This is a genomic window from Pseudomonas sp. BYT-1, assembly GCF_023611805.1.
GTDB classification, from domain to species: Bacteria; Pseudomonadota; Gammaproteobacteria; order Pseudomonadales; family Pseudomonadaceae; genus Aquipseudomonas; species Aquipseudomonas guariconensis.
The window spans coordinates 154382-172977 of sequence record NZ_CP072559.1 but is presented as its reverse complement, the minus strand read 5'-3'; the positions used below and the strand labels follow the sequence as shown (position 1 = coordinate 172977).

Here is an 18596-nt window from a genome sequence, read left to right as displayed (position 1 = left end):
AGGGCCCTTCGGGGTCCTTTCTCGTTTCTGGCGCGAAGTTTCCTTGGGTTGATGACAGCCCTTTCATGACTCAAATGTTTCAAATGCCTGGCGAGCATGCGAAGCTGGCGGCAGGTCCGCAAAACAACTAAAGCTTCAGTGAGCCCCAAAAACAGCCCACCCCCGGGCCCGGCTCACAGCTTCACCTATTGGCCCCAGCCTGGGGCACAAGGCAACAAGGGGGCCCAGAACATGCTGACCCTGCTCAACCTGCTGTCCGCCGTGGCCTTGCTGGTGTGGGGCACGCATATCGTACGTACCGGCATCCTGCGCGTGTACGGCTCAAACCTGCGTCGTGTGCTCAGCCAGAACATGAGCAAGCGCCCACTGGCCTTCATCGCCGGCATCGTGGTCACCGCCATGGTGCAGAGCAGCAATGCCACCGCGATGCTGGTGACCTCGTTCGTGGGGCAGGGCTTGATGGCCATGACGCCGGCACTGGCGATCATGCTGGGCGCCGACGTGGGCACCGCGCTGATGGCGCGGGTGCTGACCTTCGACCTGTCGTGGCTGTCGCCGCTGCTGATCTTCCTCGGGGTGATCTTCTTCCTCTCGCGCAAACAGACCCGCGCCGGCCAGCTCGGGCGCGTGGGTATCGGCCTGGGACTGATCATCCTGGCCCTGCAATTGATCGTGCAGGCCGCCGCGCCAATCACCCATGCCCAGGGTGTGCGAGTGCTGTTCGCCTCGCTGACCGGCGACATCATGCTCGATGCCCTGGTGGGCGCGCTGTTCGCCCTGGTGTCCTATTCCAGCCTGGCCGCCGTACTGCTCACCGCCACCCTCGCGGGCGCCGAAGTCATCAGCCTGCCGGTGGCGATCGGCCTGGTGGTGGGCGCCAACATCGGCAGCGGCCTGCTGGCCTTCTTGACCACCAGCATGCAGAACTCCGCCGGCCGCCGGGTCGCCCTGGGCAGCCTGCTGTACAAGCTGATCGGCCTGGTGCTGATCATTCCCGTGCTGCATCCGCTGGTGGACTGGATGGACTCGCTGAGCTTCAGCCCCCAGGAACTGGTGATCGGCTTCCACCTGCTCTACAACACGTTGCGCTGCCTGGTCATGCTGCCCACAGTCAAACCCATGGGCCGGTTATGCAGTTGGCTGCTGCCAGAACGCGAGAACGGCAATGGACCGATCAAGGCACGCCACCTGGACGCCACCGCCTTGGGCACACCGAGCCTGGCCCTGGCCAACGCTGCTCGCGAGACGCTGCGCCTGGGAGATATCGTCGATAACCTGCTCGAAGCCATGCTCGGCGCGCTGCGCGGCACCCAGACCGCACTGCCTCAGCAAGTGCGTGCCCTGGGCGAGGATGCCGAAGCCTTGTACAGCGCCATTAAGCTGTACTTGGCACAAATGTCCCGGGAAGACCTGAGCGAACAAGACAACCGCCGCTGGGCAGAGATCATCGAACTGGCCATCAACCTAAAGCTCGCCAGCGACCTGATCGAGCGCATGTTGCGCAAGGTCCAACAGCAAAAGACCTCGCAGCGCCGAGAGTTTTCCCAAGTCGGGCTGGAAGAACTCACTGGCCTTCAGGAGCAATTGTTGGCCAACCTGCGTCTGGGCTTGTCGGTGTTCCTCAGCGCAGACCCTGAGAGTGCGCGTTTGCTGCTGCGCGAGAAGCGCCGTTTCCGCGCACAAGAGCGGCGCCTGGCCCACGCCCATGTCAGCCGTCTGCAACGTAAAGTGGTGCAAAGTATCGAGACCAGTTCGCTACACTTGGAGCTGATCGCCGACATGAAGCGATTGAACTCTTTGTTCTGCAGCAGTGCCTATGTCGTACTGGGCGGCGCGGATACGGGCGGACTTCTGCTCGACAGCGTGCCGGACGAGGCCCGCCTGTCCTGAAATTCGCACACACCTGGAGACCCGAGCTCGCCGATGCGTTGCCTGATGTTCGTTTGCCTGCTGATCTGCAGCCTGCCCTCGTTTGCCCTCGATCGTTCGCGGGTAGAGGGTTATCTGTTGCCCAATGGCCTGCAGGTGATCCTCAAGTCCGGCTATGAGCGCGATCACGTGGCCATTCGCCTGGTGGTCGGCGTCGGCCTGGATGACTTCGACTGCGACCAGAAGGAATTGCCGCATCTGCTTGAACACCTGCTGTTCAGCGGCATCGACGACACCGGCGAAGGGGGCCTGGAAGAGCGCCTGCAATCGCTGGGCGGCGAGTGGAATGCCTACACCAGCAGTGCCGACACCACCTTCGTGATCGAAGCGCCCGCGCGCAACCAACGCAAGGTCCTCGACCTGCTGCTGTCAGTGATCCGCGATACCCGCATCGACGCCACGTCCTTGGAGACAGCGAAAAAGATCATCGAACGCGAAGACGGCGGCCATTACGGCCACCTGCAACGCTGGCTCGACCGCCAGGACATCGGCCACCCAGGCAGCGACCAATTGGCCGTGGAGCTGGGCCTGAAGTGCGCCGAGCGCTCCAACCTCGAGGACATGACCCTCGAGCAGGTGAAAACCTTGCGCGAACGCTGGTATGCCGCCAACAACATGACCCTGATCGTGGTTGGCGGCCTGGACCGCCTGCTGCCGGCCTACCTGGAACGCACCTACGGCGAACTGCCGGCCACCGAGCCGGGCGAACGTCGAAACCTCGACACCATCACTCAACAGGCCGAACAACGCCGCGACCTGACCCGCGGCTGGCTGGGGGACAGCGTCAAACTGCACTGGCTGTTCATCGAACCTGCGGCCGACAACGACCAGAACGCCACCCTCGATCTGCTCTCGCGCTATCTGGACTGGGCCCTGTACGACCAGTTGCGCCTGCGCCATGGCTTGTCCTACGGACCATCGGTGCGGCGCGAAAGCTTCGGCGATACCGGCATGCTGGCCTTGAACGCAGACCTCGAGCGACAGGATGTCGACCAGGCGATCAAGGTAATGGAGCAGTTGTTCGATCATCTGCGCAAGAACGGCCTGGACCCGGACACCTTCGCTCGCATCAAGGACGCAGCCATCGCCCGGGAAAGCTGGAGCACCCAGGGCAACAGCGCCTTGGCGGACTATTACTGGGGTGCGCTCAACGACTACAACGACGGGCGCTTCCGTGACCCGGCGCGCAAGCTGCGCCAGGTGAGCCTCAAGCAGGCCGATGCCGCCTTGCGCGCCTTACTCAAGGAGCCCGGCTATTTGCGCATCGAAAAGCCGCTGCTGGGCTTCGACGAACTCTATGGGCTACTCGCTTTGCTGCTGGGAGTAATCCTGGCCGTTGGTCTGCTGCGTCTGCGACGCCATCGGGCAGCTGAGCCCGACGACGCTACACGCAAGCCCTGATTTGGCAGTATCCTGCGGCATCATCTTGCCAGTTCCATCCTGTCGCGAGCTTTTACCGCGATAGGGCCTGCCTGGCCTCACTCACGTTCTTGTCTGTTGCGTCCATGCCCCCGATACCCCATTTCGTCATCCGCGTGATCGAGCTGCTCAAGCGCTACCCCGGCGTCATCGCGCTGGGCGGTTTCTTGTCCGGCATCGGCAGTTTCATCCTTGTCGATCGCCAGGCCAGCCTGGCCAGCTGGGTTGCCGTGCTCATGCTGGTCAGCTGGGTCTGGCTGATGCTGGAGAATACCCTGACGGGCTTGTTCGCTAAGGTGTTCAAGCGCGAGATCCCACAGCCGTTGCTGCGTTACGCGACACAGATGATCCACCAGGAGAGCCTGTTCTTCGTCCTGCCGTTCTTCTTCATCACCACCACCTGGAACAGCGGCCAGCTGGTGTTCACGGGCTTGCTCGGCGCGGCCGGCCTCATCTCGATCATCGACCCGCTGTACTACAAGTGGCTGGCGCCCCGACGCTGGCTGTTCCTGGCGTTGCACACCCTGACGCTGTTCGCCGCCTTGCTGACCGCGTTGCCGATCATCCTGCACCTGACGACCGCGCAAAGCTTCAAGCTGGCATTGATTGCCGCAATGGCGCTGTCGTTCCCGAGCCTGGCCAGCAGTTTCCCGATCAACAACTGGCGCCGCGCGGTGGCGTTGGTGCTGGTGACGCTGACGGTCGGCGGCGGCGGTTGGCTGTTGCGCTCCTGGGTACCTCCGGCGACCCTGTGGATGACTGAAGTGGCCGTCAGTACTGAAGTGCAGAACCGCCAGCCCGGCGACTCTCTCGAAGAAGTCCCCGTCAGTCGCATCCGTAGCGGTGGCCTGTACGCCTACACCGCCATCAACGCCCCGCGCGGCCTGAACGAGCGCATCTATCATGTGTGGCAGTTGAACGGCAAAGAAGTCGACCGCATCGCCCTGGACATCCACGGCGGGCGTAAGGAAGGCTATCGAGCCTGGACCCACAAGCAGAACTTCCCACCCAACCCGGTGGGCAAGTGGCAGGTGAGGGTACTGACCGAGGATGGCCAGGTGATTGGCGTGCTGCGCTTCAAGGTGCTCGACGACGCACCAGCCCAGTGATGCTTGGGCGCGACTGTCTCGTGTTGCCTTCACCGATATGTTCGCGGGTGAACCCGCGCCCCAGTGCCGGTGGCAAGCGACAGCCCAGCAGCCCCAGCCGCTCTGGTGCGCTATGATCTGAGTCGACGCCTCGCGCCCTGTCAGATGCATGGAGCCTATGACCACCCCCAGCGCTACCCTGGACACCAGCAGCCAACCGGCCTGCCTGCGCATCGCCGGTGATTGGACCTTGGCCCACTACGCCAGCCTCAAGCGCGAGAGCGAACGGTTGCGCTCACAGTATGGCGACGACACGATCGCCGATCTGAGCCAGCTGGGTCGACTCGACACCGCCGGCGCCTCGCTGCTGGCCGAGTTGCTCGGCTCCGAGCGCCTGTCGCATTGCACCCATGACCTCCCCGAAGCCAGCCGCGCCTTGCTAAAGAACGTCTACTGCTCGGTGCAGGACTACTGCATCCCGGTCAAGGAAGCCGAGCGCCCCGTCTTGCTGCTGTTGCTCGAGCGCATCGGCTGCGCCGTCGCCACCCTCTGGGAGGACACCCGGCAATTGCTCGGCTTTATCGGCCTGATCCTCGAGACGCTCGCTCGCAGGGCCTGGCAGCCTCACCGCTGGCGGGTCACGCCGGTGGTCGCGCACATCGAGCAGACCGGCCTGGACGCCGCACCGATCGTGGCACTGCTGACCTTCCTGGTGGGCGCGGTGGTGGCGTTTCTCGGCGCCACGGTACTGGCGGATTTCGGCGCTACGGTGTTCACCGTGGACCTGGTAGCGTTTTCCTTCCTGCGGGAGTTCGCCGTGCTGCTGACCGCCATTCTCATGGCCGGACGCACCGCCAGCGCCTTTACCGCACAGATCGGCTCGATGAAAGCCAATGAAGAAATCGATGCCATCCGCACCCTGGGGCTCAATCCCATCGAACTGCTGGTGGTGCCGCGGGTGCTCGCCTTGCTGATCTCCCTGCCGCTGTTGACCTTCGTCGCGATGATCTGCGGCATCGTCGGCGGCGCCGTGGTCTGTGCCCTGTCCTTGGATATCTCGCCAGCGATGTTCCTTTCGCTGCTGCAGAGCGACATCGGCGTGCAGCATTTCATCGTCGGCCTGGTCAAAGCACCGTTCTTCGCCTTCCTGATCGCCGCCATTGGCTGCCTGGAAGGCTTCAAGGTCAGCGGCAGCGCCGAATCGGTGGGGGCGCACACCACCTCCAGCGTGGTCCAGTCGATTTTCGTGGTGATCGTGCTCGATGCGGTGGCCGCACTGTTCTTCATGGAGATGGGCTGGTGAGTGGCGTACCAGACGCAGTGATCGAAGCCCGGGGGCTATGCAACCGATTCGGCACCCAGAGCGTGCACGAGAATCTCGACCTGGACCTGTACCGCGGCGAAATCCTCGCCGTGGTCGGTGGCTCGGGCAGCGGCAAGTCGGTGTTGCTGCGCAGCATCATCGGGCTGCGCCGGCCCAACGCAGGGCAGGTCAACGTATTCGGCCAGGACCTGGCCACCCTGAACAGCGAGCAGCGCTCCCTGGTGGAACGACGCTTCGGCGTGCTGTTCCAGAAGGGCGCGCTGTTTTCCTCGCTCACGGTCACCGAGAACGTGGCCTTGCCCTTGATCGAGCACGCCGGCCTCTCGCGCGCCGACGCAGAGCACCTGGCGGGGGTCAAGCTGGCCCTGGCCGGCCTGCCGATCTCCGCCGCCGACAAGTATCCGTCCTCGCTGTCCGGCGGCATGATCAAGCGCGCCGCCCTGGCCCGCGCCCTGGCGCTCGATCCGGACATCCTGTTCCTCGACGAGCCCACCGCCGGCCTCGACCCGATCGGTGCCGCCGCATTCGATCAATTGATCCTGACCCTGCGCGATGCCCTGGGCCTCTCGGTGTTCCTGATCACTCACGATCTGGACACGCTCTATACCATCACCGACCGGGTCGCGGTGCTGTCACAGAAAAAGGTCCTGGTGGCCGGCCCCCTGGCCCAGGTCGAGCAGACCGACGATCCCTGGATCCACGAATACTTTCACGGCCCGCGCGGGCGGGCGGCGGAACAGGCCGCCGCTGGCGCCGGGCAGGAGCGCTGAACAATGGAAACCCGAGCTCATCATGTTTTGATCGGCCTAGTCACCGTCCTGGTGGTGGCCGGCGCCATGCTGTTCGGCCTATGGCTGACCAAGTCGAGCGTCGATGACACCTTCAAAGACTACGAAGTGGTGTTCAACGAAGCGGTGTCCGGCCTGTCCCGGGGCAGCCCGGTGCAGTACAACGGCATCAAGGTCGGCGACGTCAGCAACCTGCGCCTGGACCCCAAAGATCCGCGCCGGGTTCTGGCCCGCATCCGCCTGAGCGCCGACACGCCGGTCAAGGAAGACACCCAGGCCAAGCTGACGCTGGCTGGCGTCACCGGCAACTCGTTCATCCAGCTCAGCGGTGGTACGCCGAAAAGCCCTGAGCTCAAGGGCAAGGACGGCAAACTGCCGGTGATCGTCGCCTCACCATCGCCCATCTCGCGCCTGCTCAACGACAGCAGTGACCTGGTGACCAACATCAACCTGCTGCTGCACAACGCCAACCAGATGTTCTCCGATGACAATATCGAGCGCCTGAGCAACACCCTGGCGAACCTGGAGCAGACCACCGGCACCTTCGCCAGCCACAAGGGCGGTATCAGCCAAGCCATCGATCAATTGGCCCAGCTCGGCAAACAGGCCAATGCCACCTTGGCCGAGACCCAGGCCTTGATGCGCAACGCCAACAGCCTGGTCGGCAGCGAAGGCAAGCAGGCCATCGACAGCGCTGAACAGGCCATGCAGTCGCTGGCCGAGAGTACCCAGACCATCAACCAGATGCTCAATGACAACCGCGAGGCCATCGACGGTGGCGCCCAGGGCCTGAATCAACTGGCGCCGGCCATCCGAGAACTGCGCGAAACCCTCAACGCGCTCAAGGGCATATCCCGGCGTCTGGAGGCCGACCCGAGCGGCTATCTGCTGGGCCGAGACAACAACAAGGAGTTCCAGCCATGAGACCGACGCTGCGCCTTCTGGCTTGGGCCGCCACCTTGAGCCTGGCCACCGCCTGTTCGATCCTGCCCAAGACCGAGCCGGTGGACACCTATCGCCTGCCCGTGAACCAACCCAGCCGAACCGCCAGCGCGCTGGACTGGTCGTTGCGTCTGAACAAGCCCCTGGCCAGTGAGGTCTTGGCCACACCCCGTATCGCAGTGATCCCCCAGGGCGATGTGATCAGCAGCTACAAGGGCGCACGCTGGAGCGATCCAGCGCCCTTGCTGATACGCAACCGCTTGCTCGACGGTTTCCAGCGCGACGGACGGGTGCAGCGCCTGAGCGCCGATGACAGCAACCTGCAGGCCGATTACGAGCTGGCCGGCGAGTTGCAGGCATTCCAGAGCGAGTACCGTGCACAGGACACGGTGGAGGTGGTGGTGCGCTATGACGCGCGCCTGGTGGACGGACGCAGCCAGCGCATCCTTGCCAGCCATCGCTTCGAAGTGCGCCAGCCGCTGGCCGACAAACAGGTGTCAGCGGTAGTGGCGGGGTTCGGCAATGCCAGCGACCAGCTGGTAGGGCAAGTGGTGAACTGGACCGTCACCCAGGCCGGCCAGGGTCAGGCGAAGAACCAGTAGCAGACCAAAATCGCCGCGATCACCCCGGACAGCTCGGCGAGCAGGGCGCACCCCACGGCGTGCCGCACCCGCTGGATGCCCACCGCGCCGAAGTACACCGCCAGCACATAGAAGGTCGTCTCGGTGCTGCCCTGCACCGTCGCCGCCACTAGGGCAGGGAAGCTGTCGACGCCGTGGGTCTGCATGGTCTCGATCAGCATGGCGCGTGCCGCGCTGCCAGAGAACGGCTTGACCAGCGCCGTGGGCAGACCCTCGACGAAACGGGTGTCCAGGCCGATCCACTCTACTGTGTGGCGAATGCCATCCAGCGCCAACTCGAGGGCGCCGGACGCACGCAGCACACCGACCGCGCACAGCATGGCGACCAAGTAGGGCAGCAAGCCCTTGGCCACATCGAAACCTTCCTTGGCGCCCTCGACGAAGGCCTCGTAGACCTTGACCCGCCTCAGCGCACCAATGACCAGGAACAGAATGATCACGCCGAACAATGTCAAGTTGCCCAGGATCGACGACAGACTGGCCAGCGCCGTTGCCGAGAGGGTGCCGAGAAAAGCCATGAACGCCCCCAGCAACAAGGCGCCGGGCACCAGGTAGGCGAGCACCACCGGGTCCCACAGGCGCAGGCGCTGCATGACTGCCACCGAGAGCAGGCCGACCAGGGTCGAAGCACTGGTGGCCAGCAAGATCGGCAGGAACACCAAGGTCGGGTCCATGGCCCCTTGCTGGGCGCGGTACATGAAGATCGTCACCGGCAACAAGGTCAGGGACGAGGCATTGAGCACCAGGAACAGGATCTGCGCATTGCTCGCGGTGGTGCTGCTGGGGTTGAGCTCCTGCAGGGCGCGCATGGCCTTCAGGCCGATGGGTGTTGCCGCGTTGTCCAGGCCCAGGCCGTTGGCGGCGAAGTTCATGGTGATCAGGCCTAGGGCAGGGTGCCCAGGCGGCACTTCCGGCATCAGGCGAGCGAACAAGGGCCCCAGGACCTTGGCCAGCCACTCTACGATACCGGCCTGTTCGGCGATTTTCAGGAAGCCCAGCCAGAGAGTGAGGGTACCGAACAGCAGGACCATGACCTCCACCGACAGCTTGGCCATGGCGAAGATGCTCTCGACCATCGCCGCGAAGATGCCGGCATTGCCGCCCACCAGCCATTGGGCCAGGGCGCTGACCGCCGCCACCAGGAAAAAGCCGAGCCAAAGGCCGTTGAGCATCCGTGTGTTCCCCCTGAAAAATGCCCGAATGATAGCGTATCGCGCCAGTGGGCTGGAGCCAGGGCCAGGGCTTTGCCCTGGTCCACGGGTCAATCCGCTCCGGCAAAGCCCTGACAGATTGCCAGGCAACAAAAAGCCCCGATCGAGTCGGGGCTTTTTTTCAGCATGTGTGCTTAGTGGTTCTGCTGCACGGCCTTGGCAGGCTCGCTTGCAGTCGCAACCACGGCGTCATGCTTGTGGCCGGCCAGCAGCGAGCTGTAGTAGCGCTCGCCCTTGGCGGCGTCGTACATGCCTTCCCAACGGGCGATGACCAGGGCGGCCAAGGCATTGCCGATCACGTTCAGGGCGGTGCGGGCCATGTCCATGATGCGGTCGACACCGGCGATGAATGCCAGACCTTCCAGCGGAATGCCCACACTGCCCAAGGTCGCCAGCAAGACCACGAAGGAAACACCCGGCACACCGGCGATGCCCTTGGAGGTGACCATCAGGGTCAGCACCAGCAGCAGTTGCTGACTCCAGGACAGGTCGATGCCGTACAGCTGGGCAATGAAGATCGCAGCAATGCTCTGGTACAGGGTCGAGCCGTCGAGGTTGAAGGAGTAACCGGTCGGCACCACGAAACTGCAGATCGATTTCGGCGCGCCATAGGCTTCCATCTTCTCGATCACGCGCGGCAGGACGGTCTCGGAGCTGGAAGTGGAGTAAGCCAGGATCAGCTCGTCTTTCATGATGCGCATGATCTTGATGACCGAGAAGCCGAACAGGCGGGCAACCAGGCCCAGCACCATGAAGGCGAAGAAGGCGATGGCGAAGTACACCAGCAGGACCAGCTTTGCCAAAGGCAGCAACGAGGCGAAGCCAAAGTTGGCGACAGTGACCGCGATCAGGGCGAACACACCGATCGGCGCGTAGTTCATGATCATGTGAGTGACCTTGAACATGGTCTCCGACACAGCCTGGAAGGTGCGCACCAGCGGGTCGCGCAGATCACCCGGCAGGCTCGACAGGCCCAGGCCGAACATTACCGAGAAGAAGATGATCGGCAGCATCTCGCCGCGGGCGACAGCCGCGAAGATGTTCGACGGGATCAGGTTGAGCAGGGTTTCGATGAAGGCATGCTCATGCTGCACCTCGGCCGCAGTGGCCTGGTACTTGGAGATGTCGACGGTGCCCAGGGTGCTCATGTCGATACCGGCACCTGGGTGGAACAGGTTGGCCAGCACCAGGCCCACGACGATGGCGATGGTGGTCACTACCTCGAAGTAGATGATGGTCTTCAGGCCAATGCTGCCCAGTTTCTTCGCGTCGCCAACTCCGGCGATGCCCACGATCAGCGACGAAATCACGATCGGGACGACGATCATCTTGATCAGGCGAATGAAGATGTCACCGGCAGGCTGCAGGACATTACTGATCCACCATGCCTTTTCTGCACTGAAATGGTTCAGCAGCGCGCCGATCGCAACGCCCAGGACAAGTCCGATGAGGATCTGCCAGGCGAGGCTCAGTTTTGCCTTCTTCATGTCTTTACCCTTTCTTCTAGTGGTCATGGGTGCCAGGCGGAAAAACGCATCCCAGAGCCTTTGCCAGCGTATTGGGTAGCGTTGGACTTCCGTGCGGCGACGCCATCGAAGGTCACCGCAAGCGAGCGTCGGACGCTCCGGCCTGCGAAAAAAGGCGGCAACTATTGCGACGGGACGGGGGTCAGTCTAATGCCGTAAATGACTACCCTATGCCGAATCGGCATGAGGCTTGAGAGGAATTTCGCGCATCAGAAGGGGTTGGTTTTCCGGTGTTCGGATTCCCGAACAAGACCAAAGCGCCATTTTTCGGCCGATTTATCGGCATCCATACGAGGATTTTCTACCTTTGTTCGACAATCCGAATGGTGTCAAAGGCACTAAAGGTACGCGATGCGCCCATCGAAAAAATTTCGATATACGGTCGAGACAAAATGTGTCTTGAGGGAAAAATACTGAAAGCAACCAGACGTCTTTCTTATATAGGCGTCTCGGAAGTCTGACCTGGCTTTGCGCCTAATCTGACACCGCCGGTCAAAACTTCCGATACCGCCCTACCTGACCCGGCCCATTGCGGAGGTACTCCCTGTACCCCTAGGCCACTCCGATCCTGCAACAATCAGAACAGCCCAGCCCCTTGGTCATGCGTCACCCCTCCTCGGAGTGGCGCACCATAGAAGCCTGAAAGATAAAAAGGTTCAGCTTCTAGGACGTTACACATGCGTGACCCTTGGTCAGTACCACTTCGGATCCCGCTTGAGCTGCTCCTGCAGCATGGCTTTCATCCCATCGTCCGGATCACCCAGCCAGCGATACTGCGCATGTCGGGTGGGTGACTTGTCCGCGGGCAGGCCTTCGGGGACTTCGACAAGCATTCCGTAGGCATGATCCTTGTCCCAACTGAACGCCACCACGAGGCGCTTGTACGTGCAGTTGGACGGGGATTCGCATAAAGGGCCCACCAAGTACCGGTCACCATCCTCGGTAACCGCCGACATCTGGTGTTGCGAGCTGCCGGATAAATTGATGACCCAATCGGGCAGGCGCTCCTCGCCCTTGATCGTGTCCTGCCACGTTTCGCGGTAATCGGGGTCCGAACCGAGCAGCTGATCGACCCGAACCTGGCCGTCATTGGCCGCCATCGCCGCTGCGCTACCGCCCAGTAACAGGGCAGTAGCCAGGGCTTTGCATAGCATCCGGCTCATGCTCAACCTCTGCCGCGTCCGAAGAAGAAAGAAGCCACGAACAGCACCAGGAAGACGATGAACAGAATCTTCGCAATACCCGTGGCGGCGCCGGCGATACCACCGAAGCCCAGCACGGCAGCAACGATGGCGATGATCAGGAAAGTGATAGCCCAACTCAGCATGATGGTTCTCCTTTCTTTTTGAAATCGATCCGGTACGGCATTCAGAACACCCAGCGTTCTTCATGGACGACAGTGTCCAGATGGGCTGGCGAAGCCTTGGCAGCCGGCAACGGCGCGGTGGCTTTGACCAAGGTGTTGGCACGGCTCGCCTGGATCTGCGTCAACAGCGCGGTTTGCGCCGCCACCTGCTCGGCCAACCGCGCCGTCTGCCAGCTGTAGTAAAACTGGCCAGCGGCCAATGTCAGCAGTAGCGCAAGGCCCAGAAACAGGCACTGACGCCAGGGCGAATCGGCGATCTGCGGGCGGTTGACGAATGGGCGATTCATGCCGGCTCCTCCTGCTGTGTTTTTATTCGAACCTAGACAGGAAGTTGCAGCCTGCATGCCAGTCTTCGCCTTCTCTTAAAATCCTTTTAAATCAATCACTTATATAGCTCACCAAAGACCATCAAGCACGTATCCTGCACGATGGCCTATCTGGGGTCGTGCGTTTTGCACGATCAACCCTCAACCTTGCTCGCGACTTTCAACAGGTCGGCATCCACGCCTCGCACGCCGATGATCTGCCGTGCCACCTCCACGGCAATGGTCTTCTGCTCGCTGCTGACGACCTCACCGGAAAGCCGGACCATGCCTTGTTCGCTCGCCACCTTGAGGTTCAGGCCGTCGAGGTTACGGCTGTAGCGGTAACTGCTCTGGATCTTGTCGACGATCCAGTTGTCGCTGGGCTGCGGGCCGACCGGTGCATCCACGGGCTTCTCCCGCGCCTTGGCCATGGCGGCGCTGTCCAGGCTGACCAGGTTGTTGACCAGGTGCACCCCATCGGTGGTCCGCGCCAACACGCCCGCCAGCTCCTTGGCCTCGGTGCTGTCGACCTTGCCACGCAGGGTGACCACGCCCTCGCGGCTTTCCACTTCGATAGCTGCCTTTTCGGTAATACGGCTCCAAAGCAGCCGGGCTCGGATCACCGCTGCCAAGGTGGCGTCCTCCAGACGCTGGGCATAGGCACGCAGTTCAAGCGGCCGCTCGACCAGCGCCGGGTTTATCTGCAGTTGGTTGTCGACTTGCTCGATGCCGTGGGTGGCAAGCGCGACATGCTCGGCCAGCTGACGCTCGACATCGTTTTCCACCTCGCCGGTCAACCTGGCGTTCGCGCCATTGACTGTCACTTCGATGCGAAAGGGGTTGAGCACCCGGTTCAGCGACAGAGCTGTCTGCAGGGCGCCTTGCAGGCGCGCGTCCTGGACGGGATCGGCGAAAACCGGCGGCACGGCGGTCAGCATGCACGTCGTCAGCACCAGGATTCTCAGGGAAAAAGACATGTCAGCTCCTCCATCGGTGACATATAAAGAGAGAACCGTCGCAACCCCCATGCCAGTCCGCTGTCTTCTTTCTGAGCGCCTGCCCTGGCAGGGCCAGGAGGCAAGAAAGGCTATTGGCTAGCATGCAAAGGGCGGATTCCTTCAGAATTGACCATGCAACTTGCCCGATTTTTCCGACACTAATTGAGATCAATCCCGAAGGAGCGCAGGAAAATGGAATCAGCCCAGGACAACCAAGGCCGCATTCTGCTGGTGGATGACGAATCCGCGATCCTGCGAACCTTCCGTTATTGCCTGGAAGATGAAGGCTACAGCGTCGCCACGGCCAGCAGCGCCGCCCAGGCTGAAGCGTTGTTGCAACGCCAGGTGTTCGACTTGTGCTTTCTCGATCTACGCCTAGGCGAAGACAACGGCCTCGATGTCCTGGCGCAGATGCGCATTCAGGCACCGTGGATGCGCGTGGTCATCGTCACTGCCCATTCAGCGGTCGACACGGCGGTGGACGCAATCCAGGCCGGCGCTGCCGATTATCTGGTCAAACCCTGCAGCCCCGACCAACTGCGCCTGGCCACCGCCAAGCAGCTGGAGGTCCGTCAGTTGTCCGCCCGCCTGGAAGCGCTCGAAGGCGAGGTGCGCAAACCCAAGGACGGCCTCGACTCCCACAGCCCGGCCATGATGGCGGTGCTGGAAACTGCCCGGCAGGTGGCAAGCACCGATGCCAACATTCTGATCCTGGGTGAGTCCGGTACCGGTAAAGGTGAACTGGCCCGCGCCATCCATGGCTGGAGCAAGCGAATGCGCAAGGCCTGCGTGACCATCAATTGCCCCTCGCTCAATGCCGAATTGATGGAAAGCGAGTTGTTCGGCCACACCCGCGGCGCCTTCACCGGGGCCAGCGAGAGCACCCTCGGCCGCGTCAGCCAGGCGGACGGCGGGACGTTGTTTCTCGATGAAATCGGCGACTTCCCTCTGACCCTGCAGCCCAAGCTGCTGCGGTTCATCCAGGACAAGGAATACGAGCGGGTTGGCGATCCTGTCACCCGCCGCGCCGATGTACGTATCCTCGCGGCGACCAACCTCAACCTCGAAGAAATGGTTCGTGAAAGTCGCTTCCGCGAGGACTTGCTGTACCGCCTCAACGTCATCACCCTGCACCTGCCCCCCCTGCGTGAACGCAGCGAAGACATCCTCATGCTCGCCGAGCGCTTCCTGGCCCGCTTCGTCAAGGAATATGCCCGGCCCGCGCGAGTGTTCAGCGACGAGGCTCGCACGGCACTGCTCAACTACCGCTGGCCGGGCAACATCCGCGAACTGCGCAACGTAGTGGAGAGGGCGAGCATCATTTGTCCGCAGGAGCGCGTGGAAGTCAGCCATCTGGGCATGGCCGAGCCTCCCACCAGCAACGCACCACGCATCGGCGCCGCCCTGAGCCTGGACGAGCTAGAGCGCGCCCACATCGGCGCGGTGCTGGCGGCCAGCGATACCCTGGACCAGGCGGCCAAGACGCTGGGGATCGACGCCTCGACTCTGTACCGCAAACGCAAGCAGTACAACCTATGAAGTGGCCCATGAAGCTGCGCACGCGGCTTTTCCTGAGCATCTCGGCCCTGGTCACGGTCGCCTTGCTCGGCCTGCTGCTCGGGCTGGTCAGTGTGATGCAGATGGCTACAGTGCAACAGCGATTGGTGGGGGACACCACCCATACGCTGGAGATCGCCCTCAAGCTACGACAGAACCTTGGAGAGCAGTTGAAGCTCATCCTCGATGCGGACACCGACCCACGCAATCTGGTGACCCTGCAGGAAGACTTCCAATCCCTGCTCAACCAAGGCCTTGCCGAAGGCGGCGAGCGCACCGCCTTCAGCAAGGCCAGCAGCAATTACCAAGCCTTTCTCCAGGCCTACCGCGAAAGCGCGGCGCCCGCGCGCAGCATGGACACCGAGCAACCTTTGGGCGCCGCCTTCAATCAGGTCCGTACCGACCTGATCGACTCCCACAAGCAGGCCCTGGAGCGCATCACACGCAGCGAAGAACAAGCGCGCGACCGCGCCCTGCTGATCAGCGGCGTGCTCGGCTTGATGGGACTGTTGGTAGTGGTGCTCGGGTTCGTCACAGCGCACAACATCGCTCGCCGTTTCGGCCAACCCATCGAGGCCCTGGCCAAGGCCGCCGATCAGGTCGGCCAAGGCAATTTCGACGTCACCTTGCCAGTCACCCAGGCTACCGAGCTCAACCAGCTCACCCGGCGCTTCGGGTTGATGGCCGATGCCCTGCGCAAACACCAGGCCACCAACATCGATGAACTGCTGGCCGGCCAGCAGCGCCTGCAGGCCGTGCTCGACAGCATCGACGATGGTCTGCTGATCATCGACCGCCAAGGCCGCCTTGAACATTTGAACCCTGTGGCGCAACGCCAGTTGGGTTGGGACATCAGTCGAGTTGGAACGGGCCTTGCCGAAGCATTACAGCGCCCGGAGCTCGAGCCACAACTGCATCAGGTCTTGCGCGGCGGTAGCCTGGACCGACCGCCGGACGACCTGAGCATCGAGGTGGACGACGAAACCCGTCTGCTCACCTACAGCTTGACGCCGGTCAGCCACCCACAAGGGCCGATCCTTGGAGCCGTAATGGTGCTGCACGACGTCACCGAGCAGCGAGCGTTCGAGCGGGTGCGCAGTGAATTCGTCCTGCGGGCCTCCCACGAGCTGCGTACGCCGGTGACCGGCATGCACATGGCGTTTGGCCTGTTGCGAGAACGGGTGACGTTTCCACCCCAAGCGCGGGAGAACGACCTGTTGGACACCATCGGCGAGGAGATGCAGCGCCTGACCCAACTGATCAACGACCTGCTCAACTTTTCCCGCTACCAGAGCGGCCTGCAAAAGCTGGAGCTTTCGCCCTGCAGCATCGAAGAGCTACTCGAGCGTGCCCATTCACGCTTTGCCGAGCAGGCCGCGCAGAAGAACATCGAGCTGTTCATAGACGTCGAGCCCCCTCTACCACGCATCCCGGCAGACGCCGCGCAGCTGGACCGGGTGCTGGACAATCTGTTGCACAACGCGCTCCGTCATACCGCCAACGATGGGCGCATCCGGCTGCATGCGCGGCGGCATGCCGAACGAGTGATCATCGGGGTGGAGGACAACGGCGAAGGCATCGCCTATGGCCAGCAAGCCCGGATCTTCGAGCCCTTCGTCCAGGTCGGGCGCAAGAAAGGCGGAGCCGGTTTGGGCCTGGCGTTGTGCAAGGAGATCGTCCAGCTGCATGGCGGGCGGATGGGTGTGTATTCCCGTCCAGGGCAGGGGACGCAGTTCTACATGACCTTGCCCGTGTAGAACCTCCACCGCGGGCTGTGTGCTTCGCGAGTAACCTGCGCCCAGAGGATCCAGGCCGTTCTCGACAGCACCATTGAACTTGTAAGAGTGGGTTCACCCACAACGTTCGCCGCCGGCTATTTGCCTTTGCGCCGCTGACGAGTCACCAGTTCGGTGAACTGCCGGGCACTGAGCGGATGGGCAAACAGCCAGCCTTGCCCATAATTGACACCTTCGCTATTGAGTAACTCCGCCTGGTCCTCGCATTCGATCCCTTCGGCAATCACTCGCAGGTGCAGGGAGTGGGCCATGCGAATGATGTGCGGCGCCACGCCGCTGCTCGCAGCGTCATGCCCCAGCGCATCGATGAAAGCCTTGTCGATTTTCAGGCAGTCGACCGGGAGCGTCTGTAGGTAAGCCAGGCTGCAATAGCCTGTGCCAAAGTCGTCGATCAGGACCTGATGCCCCACCGCGCGCAAGGCCTGTAAATTGTCACGCGCCACCACCACATCGATCAGGCCCCGCTCGGTCACCTCGAAGGCGATCTGGCTGGCCGCCACCCGGTGATGCGCCAGCAATCGGGCCGCCACCCTTCCGATGCGTGGCACCATCACGTCACAGGCCGCCAGATTCACTGAGATGTACAGCGAAGGATTGGCCCGCAACAATTGGCCCAACTGCTCCAGCACCCGTTGCAACACGAAGTCCGTGATCTGGCGGATCTGCCCAGTGTTTTCAGCCAACGGGATGAACAGATCGGGACTGGTCAGCGAGCCATCCGGTCTGAGCCAGCGCACCAAGGCCTCAGCACCGACGCAACGGCGACTGTCGAGCTCGAAAATCGGCTGATAAAGCACCTGCAGCTCGCCCCGACGCAAGGCGTTCTGCAGCTCCGAACTCATCGAGCGCCGTTGCAGAATCAACTGCAGCACCAGCCAGCCGACGCAACAGGCCAATACCAGGCTGCCCGGAAACAGCAGCCAGAGCATCCCGTTCATCTTCAGAGGCAGGCCCGCCCGAGGCGCGATCAACACCAACTGGTAGTCGGGCGAGTTGGTCGGCATGTGATAGAGCAACCAGTCGTTCTTCTCCAGCAACGACTGGTTCGGTGGCGGCGGCCATTCCACTGTCGGCGGAGGCCAGCGCTGGGGCGGGCCGAGCACGGGGATCGCCCGGGTACCATGGTCGAGCACGACCAGCACGCTGCCACCCGGCGGCAAGTCGACCACATCGGAAAGATGACCCCGCGAGGTAGATACCAGGAACTTGCCGCGCCCCAGCATCAAGGCGGCCAGGTTCTCGTTCGGCTCGGTGCTGGTGTTGAGCCAATAGCTGTAGGTGGGCCCCTGGATGTCCGGAGCACGAAGGGGTTCGAGGGTGCTCTCGGCGCCACGGCTGGAGCAGACTACCGCGCCGTCCACATAGGCGGCCTCATAGATGAATCGCGAACTCAAGCCGATCTGCTGCAAGGCCGCGACCATCGCCGCATCACAACCGCGCAGAGGTTGCGCCTGCAATTGGTCCACGCCTTCGCGCAACTGGCCGAAGATCTGTTCAAGGCGCTCCAGGAAACGCTCGCCCCGGGCGTTCATCTGGGCGCTTTCGTTTTGTTTCATCTGCTGCAGCGCGACACCAAAGCTTCCTGCGAGCAGCACGATTGCGCTGGAAAATGCGGCCAGCCCAGCCAGCATCCAGGGACGGTGGAAAATTTGACGCAGTGTCGCAAGGAAGGCTGACATCACAGGCATCCAGTTGATTACCAAGAG

The 18596-nt window shown here is 62.6% G+C and carries 16 protein-coding genes; 9 read left to right on the top strand and 7 right to left on the bottom strand.

All coding sequences use genetic code 11. The features are described from left to right. Window positions 1-231: 231 nt before the first annotated feature. The 7 genes from J5X93_RS00830 (at window position 232) to J5X93_RS00800 (ending at window position 8092) form a co-directional block, all read left to right on the top strand. Entirely contained in the window at window positions 232-1890 is a 1659-nt protein-coding gene (locus tag J5X93_RS00830; RefSeq protein ID WP_043207760.1) for a Na/Pi cotransporter family protein, read from the top strand. 33 nt (window positions 1891-1923) lie between these two features. After that, on the top strand, window positions 1924-3330 hold the full coding sequence (locus J5X93_RS00825; RefSeq protein WP_250034278.1) for a M16 family metallopeptidase: 1407 nt from the start codon (window positions 1924-1926) through the stop codon (window positions 3328-3330). 104 nt (window positions 3331-3434) lie between these two features. Then, window positions 3435-4457: a DUF5924 family protein gene (locus tag J5X93_RS00820; protein ID WP_043207757.1), complete on the top strand. Its 1023-nt coding sequence runs from the start codon at window positions 3435-3437 to the stop codon at window positions 4455-4457. Window positions 4458-4605: 148 nt separating this feature from the next. Next, the gene (locus tag J5X93_RS00815; RefSeq protein WP_043207755.1) at window positions 4606-5739 is read left to right on the top strand and encodes an ABC transporter permease; all 1134 of its coding nucleotides are present in this window, start codon (window positions 4606-4608) and stop codon (window positions 5737-5739) included. Further along, on the top strand, window positions 5736-6530 hold the full coding sequence (locus J5X93_RS00810) for an ABC transporter ATP-binding protein (RefSeq protein WP_182816882.1): 795 nt from the start codon (window positions 5736-5738) through the stop codon (window positions 6528-6530). The genes J5X93_RS00815 and J5X93_RS00810 overlap by 4 nt, the downstream gene beginning before the upstream one ends. A 3-nt stretch (window positions 6531-6533) precedes the next feature. Continuing rightward, a complete protein-coding gene (locus J5X93_RS00805; RefSeq protein WP_250034277.1) occupies window positions 6534-7472 on the top strand; it encodes an MlaD family protein in 939 nt (312 codons plus the stop codon). Beyond that, window positions 7469-8092 carry an ABC-type transport auxiliary lipoprotein family protein gene (locus tag J5X93_RS00800; RefSeq protein WP_250034274.1) on the top strand — a complete coding sequence of 208 codons (624 nt, stop codon included), beginning with the start codon at window positions 7469-7471 and terminating at the stop codon, window positions 8090-8092. Before J5X93_RS00805 ends, J5X93_RS00800 begins: the two co-directional genes overlap by 4 nt. Here the strand turns inward: J5X93_RS00800 and J5X93_RS00795 are convergent. The 6 genes from J5X93_RS00795 to J5X93_RS00770 form a co-directional block, all read right to left on the bottom strand. Continuing rightward, window positions 8074-9303, bottom strand: a complete 1230-nt coding sequence (locus tag J5X93_RS00795; protein ID WP_043207747.1) for a spore maturation protein — start codon at window positions 9301-9303, stop codon at window positions 8074-8076. The genes J5X93_RS00800 and J5X93_RS00795 overlap by 19 nt on opposite strands. Before the next feature lie 173 nt (window positions 9304-9476). Next, window positions 9477-10829, bottom strand: coding sequence for a glutamate/aspartate:proton symporter GltP (gene gltP, locus J5X93_RS00790; RefSeq protein ID WP_043207745.1), 1353 nt, complete (start codon window positions 10827-10829; stop codon window positions 9477-9479). 731 nt (window positions 10830-11560) lie between these two features. After that, a complete protein-coding gene (locus J5X93_RS00785; RefSeq protein WP_043207743.1) occupies window positions 11561-12031 on the bottom strand; it encodes an inhibitor of vertebrate lysozyme family protein in 471 nt (156 codons plus the stop codon). 2 nt (window positions 12032-12033) lie between these two features. Next, window positions 12034-12195, bottom strand: a complete 162-nt coding sequence (locus J5X93_RS00780; protein WP_003252966.1) for a DUF1328 domain-containing protein — start codon at window positions 12193-12195, stop codon at window positions 12034-12036. Window positions 12196-12236: 41 nt separating this feature from the next. Further along, window positions 12237-12521 carry a hypothetical protein gene (locus J5X93_RS00775; protein WP_043207741.1) on the bottom strand — a complete coding sequence of 95 codons (285 nt, stop codon included), beginning with the start codon at window positions 12519-12521 and terminating at the stop codon, window positions 12237-12239. Window positions 12522-12694: 173 nt separating this feature from the next. Further along, window positions 12695-13516, bottom strand: coding sequence for a BON domain-containing protein (locus J5X93_RS00770; RefSeq protein ID WP_250034273.1), 822 nt, complete (start codon window positions 13514-13516; stop codon window positions 12695-12697). A gap of 213 nt (window positions 13517-13729) precedes the next feature. Here J5X93_RS00770 and algB point away from each other — a divergent pair, with 213 nt between their 5' ends. Both algB and J5X93_RS00760 read left to right on the top strand, forming a co-directional pair. Beyond that, on the top strand, window positions 13730-15076 hold the full coding sequence (gene algB, locus J5X93_RS00765) for a sigma-54-dependent response regulator transcription factor AlgB (protein ID WP_043207739.1): 1347 nt from the start codon (window positions 13730-13732) through the stop codon (window positions 15074-15076). Continuing rightward, window positions 15073-16851: a KinB sensor domain-containing domain gene (locus J5X93_RS00760; RefSeq protein ID WP_182942108.1), complete on the top strand. Its 1779-nt coding sequence runs from the start codon at window positions 15073-15075 to the stop codon at window positions 16849-16851. The genes algB and J5X93_RS00760 overlap by 4 nt, the downstream gene beginning before the upstream one ends. 116 nt (window positions 16852-16967) lie before the next feature. On the opposite strand, the gene J5X93_RS00755 is transcribed toward J5X93_RS00760, so the two are convergent. Next, complete coding sequence (locus J5X93_RS00755; RefSeq protein ID WP_043207735.1) at window positions 16968-18569, bottom strand: EAL domain-containing protein; 1602 nt, start codon at window positions 18567-18569, stop codon at window positions 16968-16970. Window positions 18570-18596: the final 27 nt, after the last annotated feature.

Bases quoted from the DNA above. Each gene is read 5' to 3' on its own strand.
- J5X93_RS00830 (WP_043207760.1), top strand. From the start codon at position 232: ATGCTGACCCTGCTCAACCTGCTGTCCGCCGTGGCCTTGCTGGTGTGG.
- J5X93_RS00825 (WP_250034278.1), top strand. From the start codon at position 1,924: ATGCGTTGCCTGATGTTCGTTTGCCTGCTGATCTGCAGCCTGCCCTCG.
- J5X93_RS00820 (WP_043207757.1), top strand. From the start codon at position 3,435: ATGCCCCCGATACCCCATTTCGTCATCCGCGTGATCGAGCTGCTCAAG.
- J5X93_RS00815 (WP_043207755.1), top strand. From the start codon at position 4,606: ATGGAGCCTATGACCACCCCCAGCGCTACCCTGGACACCAGCAGCCAA.
- J5X93_RS00805 (WP_250034277.1), top strand. From the start codon at position 6,534: ATGGAAACCCGAGCTCATCATGTTTTGATCGGCCTAGTCACCGTCCTG.
- J5X93_RS00800 (WP_250034274.1), top strand. From the start codon at position 7,469: ATGAGACCGACGCTGCGCCTTCTGGCTTGGGCCGCCACCTTGAGCCTG.
- J5X93_RS00795 (WP_043207747.1), bottom strand. From the start codon at position 9,303: ATGCTCAACGGCCTTTGGCTCGGCTTTTTCCTGGTGGCGGCGGTCAGC.
- gltP (WP_043207745.1), bottom strand. From the start codon at position 10,829: ATGAAGAAGGCAAAACTGAGCCTCGCCTGGCAGATCCTCATCGGACTT.
- J5X93_RS00785 (WP_043207743.1), bottom strand. From the start codon at position 12,031: ATGAGCCGGATGCTATGCAAAGCCCTGGCTACTGCCCTGTTACTGGGC.
- J5X93_RS00780 (WP_003252966.1), bottom strand. From the start codon at position 12,195: ATGCTGAGTTGGGCTATCACTTTCCTGATCATCGCCATCGTTGCTGCC.
- J5X93_RS00775 (WP_043207741.1), bottom strand. From the start codon at position 12,521: ATGAATCGCCCATTCGTCAACCGCCCGCAGATCGCCGATTCGCCCTGG.
- J5X93_RS00770 (WP_250034273.1), bottom strand. From the start codon at position 13,516: ATGTCTTTTTCCCTGAGAATCCTGGTGCTGACGACGTGCATGCTGACC.
- algB (WP_043207739.1), top strand. From the start codon at position 13,730: ATGGAATCAGCCCAGGACAACCAAGGCCGCATTCTGCTGGTGGATGAC.
- J5X93_RS00760 (WP_182942108.1), top strand. From the start codon at position 15,073: ATGAAGTGGCCCATGAAGCTGCGCACGCGGCTTTTCCTGAGCATCTCG.
- J5X93_RS00755 (WP_043207735.1), bottom strand. From the start codon at position 18,569: ATGTCAGCCTTCCTTGCGACACTGCGTCAAATTTTCCACCGTCCCTGG.